8 protein-coding genes are annotated in these 12,404 nt (G+C 37.9%); 1 reads left to right on the top strand and 7 read right to left on the bottom strand.

Annotated features, from left to right (window positions below; all coding sequences use genetic code 11):
- Positions 1-3 precede the first annotated feature (3 nt).
- From U5921_RS05760 to truA, 5 genes are all read right to left on the bottom strand, one after another.
- Positions 4-462: a cytidine/deoxycytidylate deaminase family protein gene (locus U5921_RS05760; protein WP_324825508.1), complete on the bottom strand. Its 459-nt coding sequence runs from the start codon at positions 460-462 to the stop codon at positions 4-6.
- A 55-nt stretch (positions 463-517) separates the two neighbouring features.
- Positions 518-2,965 carry a homocysteine S-methyltransferase family protein gene (locus U5921_RS05765; RefSeq protein WP_324825509.1) on the bottom strand — a complete coding sequence of 816 codons (2,448 nt, stop codon included), beginning with the start codon at positions 2,963-2,965 and terminating at the stop codon, positions 518-520.
- Positions 2,922-4,055, bottom strand: coding sequence for a hypothetical protein (locus U5921_RS05770; protein WP_324825510.1), 1,134 nt, complete (start codon positions 4,053-4,055; stop codon positions 2,922-2,924). Before U5921_RS05770 ends, U5921_RS05765 begins: the two co-directional genes overlap by 44 nt.
- Before the next feature lie 92 nt (positions 4,056-4,147).
- On the bottom strand, positions 4,148-5,026 hold the full coding sequence (metF, locus tag U5921_RS05775; RefSeq protein WP_324825511.1) for a methylenetetrahydrofolate reductase [NAD(P)H]: 879 nt from the start codon (positions 5,024-5,026) through the stop codon (positions 4,148-4,150).
- A gap of 18 nt (positions 5,027-5,044) precedes the next feature.
- On the bottom strand, positions 5,045-5,848 hold the full coding sequence (gene truA, locus U5921_RS05780) for a tRNA pseudouridine(38-40) synthase TruA (protein ID WP_324825512.1): 804 nt from the start codon (positions 5,846-5,848) through the stop codon (positions 5,045-5,047).
- 319 nt (positions 5,849-6,167) lie between these two features.
- Here truA and U5921_RS05785 point away from each other — a divergent pair, with 319 nt between their 5' ends.
- Positions 6,168-8,807 (top strand): ATP-binding protein, encoded by a 2,640-nt coding sequence (locus U5921_RS05785; RefSeq protein WP_324825513.1) that lies wholly within the window; start codon positions 6,168-6,170, stop codon positions 8,805-8,807.
- 94 nt (positions 8,808-8,901) lie between these two features.
- Here U5921_RS05785 and U5921_RS05790 read toward each other — a convergent pair whose 3' ends face one another.
- Positions 8,902-10,989: a methyl-accepting chemotaxis protein gene (locus U5921_RS05790; RefSeq protein ID WP_324825514.1), complete on the bottom strand. Its 2,088-nt coding sequence runs from the start codon at positions 10,987-10,989 to the stop codon at positions 8,902-8,904.
- Between the two features lie 66 nt (positions 10,990-11,055).
- Positions 11,056-12,252, bottom strand: a complete 1,197-nt coding sequence (locus U5921_RS05795) for an EAL domain-containing protein (protein WP_324825515.1) — start codon at positions 12,250-12,252, stop codon at positions 11,056-11,058.
- Between the last annotated feature and the right edge of the window lie 152 nt (positions 12,253-12,404).

The following is a 12,404-nucleotide window of genomic DNA, read 5'->3' on the forward strand; positions in this document are numbered from 1 at the left end:
TCCTTATTTATCCTTGTTTTCCAACATAATAATACTGAGGCCAGCCTCTTTCAACATCTCCACCGCCAAATTATCAGGATATCCTTCACGCACGACAATCCGGGTCATTCCGGCATTGATTAACATTTTTGCACAAATAACACAAGGCTGATGTGTTACATAAATAGCTGCTCCTTCAATGCTTTGTCCAAGTGTCGCAGCCTGAATAATCGCATTCTGCTCTGCATGGAGTGCCATACAAAGCTCGTGGCGTTCCCCTGAAGATATATTTAATTTTTGGCGAAGGCACCCGCCACGTTCCTCACAATGGGCAATGCCTCTGGGCGCACCGTTATATCCAGTCGCAATAATATGCTTGTCCTTAACAATAACAGCGCCTACCTGTCTTCTCAAGCAAGTAGACCGTTTTGCCGTCACCATTGCCATCTCCATAAAATATTCATCCCAGCTTGGTCTTTCCATATCTAACCCTTCCTGCACCGGCTTTTCTATTTCACGATACTATCATTTTTTTCTTTTATTGTTTTTTAAAGATAGCATTGGCTGCTTTTACCGTATCCATTGCATCCTTGCAGTAATAATCTGCTCCGATCTTTTTTGCAAAATCCTTTGTCAAGACAGCTCCGCCAACCGCTGTTTTACAGTTCAAACCAGCTTCCTGTAATCTTCTAATCGTCTTCTCCATGCTCACAACTGTGGTTGTCATAAGTGCACTTAATCCAACTAATTGTATATGCTCATTCCGAGCAGCTTCTACTACCTTTTCAACCGGTACATCTTTACCTAAATCGATCACTTCATAACCATAGTTTTCCAATATTACTTTTACAATGTTTTTACCTATATCATGAACGTCGCCTTCTACAGTTGCCAGAATAACTTTCCCATAATTGATGCTTTCTCCAGACAGTTTCATTGCCTCTTTTAAGACTTGAAAAGATTGCGTTACTGTATCAGCAGATTTTATAAGCTGCGGTAAAAATTTTTCTCCGGTTTCATATTCTTTTCCAACTTGTTCCAGAGTAGGAATGATCCGTTTTTCCACAATTTCCAATGGCTTTTCGGTCACTAAAAGCTCTCGTGTAATTTGTGCTGCACGCTCTTCATACCCATTTAGTATTATAGCTTCCAATGTAAGAGCGTCTTTGGACGGCTTCGTTTCTGGCCTTCTGATAAGAACTTCGTTTGCTGCCGGAACGGAAGGTTTTCCTGCGTTTCCGTAATAGCTGATATAATCCTTTGCCTCAATGTCTTTTCCGCTCAAGGCTTCAAATGCACTGATGGTATTTACATAGTCCGATACAAGCGGATCGGTAATCGGTGCATCCAGTCCTGCTTCTAACGCCATTGCCAAAAAGGTACGATTTAATAAAACACGTTCAGGAAGACCAAAGGAAACGTTGCTCGCTCCCAGTGTTGTTTTCACGCCGTATTCTTTTTTCACTCTCCGGATCGCTTCAAGTGTATCTCTTCCTGCATTTTGCTGTGCAGAGACCGTTAAAGTCAGACAATCGACGAGAATGCGATCTGTTCCGATTCCATACTCTGCCGCACGCTTAATTATTCGTTGTGCAATTGCAAGTCTTTCTTCCGTGTTCTTTGGAAGACCCTTTTCATCTAATGTCAACGCAATCACACAAGTACCGTACTTCTTTACAATCGGAAAAATCGTATCCATGACTTCCTTTTTCCCATTGACGGAATTAATAATAGGCTTCCCGTTATATATGCGAACAGCCGCTTCCAAAACTTTGCTGTCTGCACTGTCAATCTGCAATGGGACATCTACAACAGCAGAAACTTTTTTTACAACCGAAAGCATTGCTTCCAGCTCATCCACTTCAGGCAAGCCTACATTGATATCTAGGATTTCTGCTCCGGCTGCAACTTGCTGAATCGCTTCGTTTTCAATATACGTGTAATCTTCTGACTTTAAAGCCTCTTTCAATCGTTTTTTTCCTGTCGGATTAATTCTTTCTCCAATTATACGAACGCGGTCGTCTATAAATACAGTCTTCGTTGCAGAGCTGACTGCCATGACAGGCTGTCTATTCTTGCCCCTTTGGACAGGCTTATCTTTTAATGCATCCGCTAAGCTTTTGATATAATCCGGTGTTGTTCCGCAGCAACCTCCTGCAATCGCAAGTCCCTCATCCACAAAAGAAAGCATAATCTCCGTATATTCTTTCACCGTAACGTCATATACAGTTTCTCCGTCTACAATTGTAGGCAATCCTGCATTTGGCTGAACCAGAACAGGTACTTTTGAATAATGCAAAAATTGCTTTACCAATGGAATCATCTGTTTTGGACCTAATGAGCAGTTCATGCCTAATGCATCTATTCCCATATCCTGCAATATGGTAATCGCAGTTAATGGGTCCGTACCCATCAACATTCGTCCATCTTCTTGAAATGTTAATGAGCAAAAGACAGGAAGATCACAACATTCTTTCGCCGCTAATACCGCAATCTTCATTTCATAAATATCTGTAAAGGTTTCTAAGAGAATCAAATCCGCTCCAGCTTTAGCACCCGCTTCCATTTGCTCACAAAACATCATATAAGCGTCGTCAAATGTCAGGGGACCGTAAGGTTCCATCAACTTCCCAATCGGCGCCACGTCAAGAGCGACATATTTTGGTCTGCTTTTCCCTTTTTCTCTTTGCTCTTCCATGGCACGCTCCGCTGCATGTTTTGCTAGTCCAACGCCTTGCGTAACAATTTGCTCTACCGTATAACCACAGCCTGCTGTTTTATAAGCATTTGCACCAAAGGTATTGCTGGATATTACATCACTTCCCGCAGCAAGATAAGCATCATGAATAGATTCGATGATACCTGCATGTGTAAAATTTAATAATTCCGGCACTTTCCCGATGGGTATTCCTGTTTTCTGAATAATTGTTCCCATCGCTCCATCAAAGAGGAGCACTTTTTTCCTTATTTGATCTCGTATATCCATATTCGTCTCTTTCCATTATTTTTCTTAATTTAAAAAGAAAATCTTGAATGTTTGATACAATCGTGGTAACTTCTAAGGTCCCTCTATCTGTAATTTTATTTAAGACAAATTCTGAAACATCCACGGCATAAATAAATACCGGTCTGATCTCTCCATTACAAACGACGTAAGAGGGCGTTAAATTTCCGGTTGCAATCGTATGCAATTGGGTGGCAAGACAAACGATAGTCGTCGCTTTATTTGTATGAACACGCATTGTATCTTGGACTTCCACTGCATTACTTTCAACCTGTGGTAAAGGGCCATCGTCACGAATGGAGCCTGCTAATACCATCGGCACCTTATTTTTAACGCAGCTGTGAACTAAGCCATTTGTAATATATCCTTGTTTTACTGCCTCTTCGACAGAACCTAAACGACGAATCAAATTAATCGCATCTAAGTGATGGTAATGACCATTCGGCTTATTCTCAGTTGTCGTCAGATCTTGCCCCAATGCAGTATGGAACAACGCTCCTTCAATATCATGTGTTGCGACTGCGTTGCCACCAAATACAGCATGACAGTACCTGTTCTCTACCATAAACTCCATTACTTTTCTAGACTCATCGTCAAAAACAGCAGCCGGTCCCAGCACCCAGACAATATGTCCATGCTCTCGGTCGTGTTGTAAAAGCTGCGCCAAACGAAGATAGTCATTTGAAAAAGAGGTTTCTCTAGAGCGTCCGCTTCGAAATGCAAATATATCTCCCTTTGTATCTCCTGCCGAAAAACCCTCTGTATAAAGATAAATTCCTTCCCTGCCATCTTCTGTTCTTCCTAAGATTACCCGATCTCCAATTTTTAATCTTCGGAACTCTTTTGCTTCGATCTGCCCATCTTTTTTAATAACAGGGACACAATCCATACGTGTGTTTTCAATCAATCTCCATTCACCGTCTATTTTAAAATATTCGGGATACATGGAAGTCGAATGGTAGCCGGATGGTGCTACGCCTGTCTGCTTTACCTCTGCCGTTATTACATCCGGTGCTGCCATAAAAAATGGAGTATTAAAATTCGGTTCTCTGTATCTCGGTAATTTAAACATGCTGTCAACTCTTTTCTTATACTACTTTTTCCTTCAAATCTCGATTTTTATTTTATCATACGAGAATTCCCCTTGCAAGAAATACCCATGGCTTATTCCTGCAAGCGTCGGATATTTTCAATGTTTGTAAGGATTCGCCGTGCAGTTTGTGGTTTATTCATCGTATATAGATGTATCCCCCTCACCCCCCAAGTCATCAAGTCAATGATCTGTTCAATCGCATAAGCCTCTCCTGCTTCACGAAGCGATTCCGGATTGTTCTCATAACGATCCACAATCCGCTGAAATTTGGGTGGTAAATAACAGCCGGAAAGCTTACTCATCCGCAGAATCTGGTTCTTATTCATAACAGGCATAATACCGGCGGAAACCGGTACATCAATTCCGGCAATCTCTAGTTCCTCCATAAAACGAAAGAAACGTTCATTATCAAAGAATAACTGGCTTATTAAGAACTCAGCACCTCGATCGACTTTTTCCCTTAAATGCTTGATATCCTTCACACGGCTTTCACACGCAACATGTCCTTCCGGATAACATGCAGCACCTATAGAAAATCCATTTTCTTTGCGGATTTCTGTAATCAAATCACTGGCATAGTGATGTTCTTTTGGAATATCCAAAAGCGTCTTATCTTCTGGCAGATCGCCTCTCAATGCCAATATATTTTCAATCTTATTCTTCTTCATTTCTGCAAAAATATTTTTTATCTGTTCTTTTGTGGAGGAAATGCAAGTTAAATGAGCTAAACTTTCAATTCCATAGTCACTTTTAATTTTAGATGCGATTTCTACAGTGCGATCCTTTGCCTTTCCGCCCGCTCCATAAGTAACGCTGATAAAATCCGGCTTTAACCCTTGCAGCTCGTCGAGTGTCTTATAAATTGTTTCTACAGGCATTTCTAGTTTAGGTGGGAAAATTTCCAGCGAAATAACTGTCTTTTTCTCATTATATAATTCTTTAATCTTCATATTTAGTTTCTCCTTTTTTTACATCCAAGTCTGCTTTTCATAATATACTTCTACTAAATATAATCCTTGCGGCGGTGCAGTGTGTCCTGCCAAACAGCGTTCCCTGCTTTCTAAAATACATTTCACTTTTTCTACACTTTTCTTTCCAAGACCGATCTCCACTAACGTTCCGGTAATAATACGAACCATATTGTAAAGGAATCCATTTCCCATCACTTCTATGTCGAAAAAATCTGCCGTTTCATTTTGCATCGTCTCATTTCGCTTCACATTTAGCTGATAAATGGTTCGAATCGTAGACTCCGGTTCTTTTCCTCCGGATGCCATAAAGCATCGAAAATCATGTGTGCCTGCAATCAAATCTGCTGCTTGTTGCATCGCTTTCAAATTTAAAGGCTGTTCAATCTGGTAAACGTAATTTCTTTGAAATAAATCCGGATTTTTTGCATTTCGAATGCGATAGATGTACTTTTTACCGTATGAATCAAAGCGGGCATGAAACCCTGCCGGCATCTGCTTTGCTTCTAAAATGCGTATATCTCCCGTGCCTTTTAAAATGCCTTTCTCACCGCTAAGCAAATGATTGCACGCAAGAGGAATGCGTTCTACCGGTATGCCAAACTCTGCTTGGAAGGAAGCTCTTTGACCGAGCGCATGAACACCAGAATCCGTTCGGCTCGTACCGGATATCTGTATTTCTTTCCTACACAGTTCAGACAATACACGTTCAAGTTCTCCTTGCACCGTCCGCCGATTCGGCTGTCTCTGCCAGCCGGAAAAATTCGTTCCATCATATGAGATTGTCAATAAAACATTTTTCATTCTGCTTCCTCTACTTCTCTAGAATAAAGATAATTTTATCCATATTATAAACATGCTTAAGCAAACATAATCTTTCATAAAACTCTTCTTACAACAGTTATTTATCGTTTTTATTAGCGTTCATTATACCACAAAGCAACTTTCCCTACAATTTAATATCTCTTTCGACGGATTTCTGTGCATACGTCGAATTTTAGGGAAATTTTCTTCCCTATTCTATGCCATATTTTCCCTAATTTTGATTTACTTTTCCATTTAAACCGACTAAAATACTAGCGAGAGACGTATGCTCGATAAAAAAAGGGAGGGGGATTATTTTATGAAACAATTAAAATCTACAGTAATAGTTGTTTTATTTTTAACTTTTTTATTGATTCTTAATACAATCGGCATTTTATTTTATCGCGAAAGCCTCTTATCTTTTGAAACACAAAAGGATAATATGTTGAAGCTTACAACAAAATATGAAACGTTGTCCAGTATGCTTTACAACAATGCTACTCTTTGTTTTTCAACCGATGATAAAACCTACAAGACAGAATTCAACCATTTGCTTCAAACCTATTATATTTTCGATATTATCCCAATTAACGGACAAGTATTTATCGAAAAAGAATCGAAAGCACCGTATTCTTCAGAGAATACTACCATGAGAAAACATGTAGAAAATCTGGAGTTTACAAAGGAGGAGTCGAAGCTTTACGAAGATTTCGTCTATTCCTTTCATGAACTATTAACACAATTGGGGACCGCTGTTACAGAAGGGGATTATTCAATATTATCCTCAGTATCCTGCCAAAAGCTTTATAAAGATCAAAATCAGACCTTACTGCAAATTTATGATTCTTATATGGATCGGATTAATGAAAGGGAATCGATTCTTTTAAAGAATCAATTCTTGCTGGAAGGAACCCTGATTTTCCTATCCATTCTATTATTTTTTATGGGTATTCTTCTCTTTTATTTATTAGTAAAAGAGAATGCCTCCAATTTATATTTCAGAAAGTTATATAGAACCATCGTCGAAAACATCAATGTAGGTCTCTCTGTGCAAGATCAGGATGGAAAGTACGAATATATGAATCCGAAATACAGAGACCTATTAAATGTACAATCTCAATATATTGTGGGGCAAACTCCAGACGATCTTTTCGATCCTAAAATAGCTCACCTTCTGAGAATATCCGATACGAGATCCTCTGAAGGAAATCTAAAAATGAAAATCTCCGGAGAAGATTGCTACATGTATTACAACTATTTTACTATCTTTGATGAAAACAAACAGAAAAAGTATATTGACTTGCTGCATGATACAACCGAAACAGAAAAAATGCAAAGTCAGCTTCAAAAACAGTTGAAAGAGATCGCATTTCATTCTCGTGCTAAGGATACCTTTCTTGCAAATATATCTCACGAAATAAAAACTCCAATCAATGCGATTATCGGTATGACTTACTTTTTAAAAAGAACGCAATTGGATAAAAAGCAAAATGACTTGGTGAATAAAGTTGAAAGTTCATCTAATCTACTACTGGGTATCATAAACGATGTATTAGACCTTTCAAAAATAAAAGCGAAAACATTAAACTTCTATCCGTCACCATTTCACTTACTTGACGTTTTAAAAAATGCAGAAGATCTATGTATTTCAAATATTTTACACAAAGGTCTTGATTTTCAAACACATTATCATTTCGACCCCGACTTATATCTGTTTTTGGATCAAACTCGCCTTTTGCAGGTCTTTGTCAATTTAATAACAAATGCTACAAAGTTTACAAGCAGCGGATGTATCTCTATATTCGTCGATGTAAAATCGGAAACAACTGATGACATCCAGTTTCAATTCTGCGTGGAGGATACCGGAATCGGCATCCGAAATGAAGATATGAGCAAGCTGTTTCAAGAATTTGAGCAACTGGAAAATCATTTGACTAAAACACATACCGGAACAGGATTAGGGCTTACCATCTGCAAATACATAGTAGAGCAAATGGGCGGTGAGATCTGGGTAAGCAGTGATTTCAACAGAGGCAGTAAATTTTATTTTACTATTTCTGCGAAAAAAGTTACAGAGGAGCAGATAAAAGCAATCCCCGTAGCAGCCGATTACAGTGTACAGAAATATGACGCAAAAGGTGCGCAAGTTCTGCTTGTTGAAGATAATGAAATCAATCAAGAGGTCGCTACAAATCTGCTGACAGACATAAACTGCGTTTGTGATACTGCAAATGATGGTTTGGAATGCATTGCACTTTGTGAAAAACACCCTGTAGACCATTATAAATTGATTCTAATGGATATTCATATGCCACGCATGGATGGTTACACTGCATCTACTATATTACGAAATAAGCTCCGTATCACCTGCCCGATCCTAGCCGTGACTGCTACCTGTTTGGATGAAAGCACAAAGCAACAGTATAAAAATATTATCAATGATTTTATTTTAAAACCGTTTAAGATAGATACTTTCTATAGTCTGATTTATCAGTATCTATCTGGAGAAAAGGATGAGATGGATCATAAATATCTGCCAGCTTCTTCACCCAGCTCTGAAAAAAAGATATTACAAGAAAAGAAGGGGCACCTTGAAAGGGAAAGCAAAATATTAAATTCAAAAAATCCATTTGACGGAAAAGAGGAATCGATAAAGAACCTTGGCGGCTTAGAAGCTGCTTATTATAAACATGTTGACAAATTTCAAAATAATTACAAAAATAGCGCTATGGAAATCAAACAACTTTTAATCAGTAAAAATTATGAAGAGGCGAAGCGCCTGGCTCATTCAGTCAAGGGGTTAGCCGGCACTTTAGGTATGAACAGATTATATCAGGCAGCCGCTATCTTAGAACAAAATATTTCCGAGCAAGCTGCTGAAACAGATGCTTCCTTAGGAGCCTATCAATTGGAATTGAATGCTGTTATCGCCGCCGACCCACATGAAAATGTATCGTGACGATAACAAGTACTTAAACTTCACTCTCAAAAAAGGTGAATCCCTTGAAAATCAAGGGATTCACCTTTTATAATTTTTTTGTTAATTATAATTTTTAATATTTACGATTTCGATCAATTTCTTTTTGAGAATCCACTTCACTCTCTTTATTTTCAATCACTTCTATGTCTTCATACTTTTCTTCAATCTCTTTTATTGCGTCATTGAAATCCTCTAATTTAAACTTTGAAATAAGTTCTTTTAAAAGGGTTGATTGCCCTGCTAATTCCTCACTGGCGGCTGCACTTTCTTCCGCCGTGGCGGCGTTGCTCTGAACAACCGCTGATATTTGTTCTACACCTAAATCCAACTGTTCAATCAGACCTGCTTCTTCTTCTGAAACCGCTGCAATCTCATGAATCAACAAAACGGCATCCTTTGTTAAATCTGCACTTTTGTTCAAAGCACCGGCCGTCTTTTCTGCAATGTCAGCTCCATTTTCTACAGCAGACAAGGTTTCCTCAATTAAGTCCGTTGTGTTTTTTGCTGCCTCCGCTGATTTTCCCGCAAGATTTCTTACCTCGTCTGCTACGACTGCAAATCCTTTCCCTGCACTTCCCGCTCTTGCAGCTTCAACTGCAGCGTTCAGCGCAAGGATATTTGTTTGGAAGGCGATGTCTTCAATTACTTTAATAATCTTGGAGATTTCAGACGATTTTGAACTAATCTTTTCCATCGCATCAACCATAGCTCTCATAGATTCATTGCTGCTATCCAGCTCCGTTCCTGCCGATTTCGCCTTATCACTTGCTGATTTTGCACTTCCTGCACTTTCTTTTACTCGAGTTGTTATTTCACTGATCGAAGCAGACAACTCTTGAATGGAGCTGGCTTGCTCTGTGGTTCCCTGCGACAAGGTTTGTGCACCATTTGAAACCTGTATTGCTCCACTGTCCACTTGTCCTGCGGACTGATTAATTTCAAGGAAAGTAAGGTTTAAATTTTGAATCAATGCTACCATATTATTCTTAAGTTTTTCAAATTGCCCAATGTATTCCTTTTGCAGCTTTATCGTTAAATCCCCATTTGATATTTTCATTAAGGCATCCGCAATCTCATCAATATACTCCTGATAATTGACCAGCCTTTCTATTGTTAAATTAAATGCCTGTGCAAGCTGTCCCACTTCATCGTGTGAATCCACAGAAAGTGTAACCTGAAAGTTCCCATTTGCGATTTCCTGCGCTGCACCAGTTATTTTATGAATAGGTCTTACAATTTTATCACTTGCAAAATAAGTAACAAGTGCACCGATAACCACAACCGCTAAGCATAAGAAAATAAGCACATTTCGAAGTGCATTTACTTCTTTTAATACTTCCTGTTGTTCAATCTCTACCACCATTATCCAAGGGCTTTTTTCGACTGGTGCAAAACCGGCTATCCACCTTTTCCCTCCGTATTCATAATCACCACTTCCTTCTTCTCCTTTTATCATATGCTCCTGCATAAGGACAGCTAGTTCTTGCAGTGACTGGTCTTCCTTTGCCTTCTCAAGCACGTTTTCACGATCTAAGACAAGTTGAATGTCTTTTTTCGCCACGGTTGTTCCTTCATAGTTAATCATATAAGCATACCCTGTTTGCTTATATGTGAATTTGCCGACCGCATTATTGAGCTCCTTTGCCTCTCTTCTTCCATAAAGCACACCAATTTGTTGTCCATTTTGATAAACGGGGGCCGCAAATATAAGAGACAACTCTCCGCTTACACTGCTGATAATTAAATCCGATGCAGCTGTTTCACCCTGCATCGCTGTTTTAAAATACTCTCGATCTCCTATATTTGTCTTCTCTTTTTTTGAATTATAAACGGTACTATTTCCATTTTTATCTGCAAATGCAAAAGCTTGATATCCACTTCTTTCTGCTTCGTTCTCGTAAAACTTAATCTTTGCTTCTAAAGGGATGCTTGGATCTGTAAGCAACGGATTTTGTGCAAGTGCATCAATATACCTCAATTCTGTATCCTGTGTAGACTGAATATACTTTGCTTCTTCTTCTGCTATCTCCATCAAATCGCTGTGAGTTCTCTTGATTAAATTTTGACTCACCATACGAGTTGAAACGAAACCTAGTGCTACGGTCAAGGAAAAAATCACTACTGTGAATATGAATACTAATCGAATTTTTAACGATTTCATTGCATTGAGTCCTCCTAAGCTGAATAATTACTGTTGTAATATAACGGGTTAAACTATATCCCTTTCTTAATATTTTTCCTTTATTGTGGAAAGAGCGGCAGGCTTAGAAAAATAATACCCTTGTGACAATTCACTTCCTATCTTTGTCAATACATCCAGTTGTCCTTTTTCTTCAATTCCTTCTACAATAACTTCAATTTTAAACGCTTTGCAGGTTGAAAATATATCCTTTAAAACCTTTTGCATTTTTATATTTTCTTCTATTTTTACAACCATGGACTTATCAATTTTTAATGTATTTAAGTTTAGCTCAAATATTAATGGGAAGTTTGCAGAATTCGCTCCAAAGTCATCGAGTGCAATTCGAAACCCGACCCTTTTTAATTTTTCTACTATAATGGACAGCTCTTTCACTCGATTCAAAGGAATATTTCTTTCTGTAATCTCAATTTCAATTTTATCTGCAAACGTATTATTCTCGATGATCTGGCTGACCCTTGTAAAAAAATCCTCTCGAAGCAGTGTGGAGCAACACATATTTATAGATATCGGAATTATTTTTTTATTCTGTTGTTCCCACTTTTTTATTTGATTTACAACCTCTTTCAAAACAAAATAATCAATCAAATGAATTACATTATTTTCTTCAAAACTCGTAATAAAATTTTCCGCAGAATTCAAGACGATATTTTGCTTCCATCGTATTAATGCTTCCAATCCGATTACACATCTACTCGAATTTTCAATTTTAGGCTGGTAAAGCAAATAGAATTCATTATTCTCTATGCTGTTTGCTAATTTCTTTAATTCAGATGTATGATCTTCTTCGCTTTCCTTCTTTCTTAGACGCTTCCGTTCAATTTTTATTCTTTTATAGTCACACAACTCCTTCATTTCTTCTTTATATTTCTCGTGATCTTTTTGTTCGCTTATCTTCTTCCTACTGATCAACTCTAAAACAAAATTAAGGTTTCCCAGCCGTATATACTTAGCTACAATATAATACATCTCTCCCTTAAAAAATTTGAACTGTGTATAGGTTGTTTTGTTTTGTAACACTTTGCGCAGCATGAGCTGATGAGTGTTGTAATCCTCAGGGTGCATAAAACCATATTTATATTTTCTGTATTCCATTTGAAATGAATCGGGAGCAAAAACGCATTGCCTTTGCTTCACAATATCAATAAGTCTTACAATATCAAATGTATTTTTTAACAAATCCATTTCTTGAGCCAATTCATCTATTTCATAGTCATGTTTCATATGCAATCCCTTTCACCACTTTAAATCAATAAATTGTATAAAAGTCGTATATCTGTATAAAATAATAAAAAAAAGAATAGCAGATAAATTCATAAAGATTTTACCTTTATGAATTTATCTGCTATTTTGTTGATTTAAAGGCTTCTCTACTT

This window comes from Sinanaerobacter sp. ZZT-01, from assembly GCF_035621135.1.
In the GTDB taxonomy this organism is placed as follows: Bacteria; Bacillota; Clostridia; order Peptostreptococcales; family Anaerovoracaceae; genus IOR16.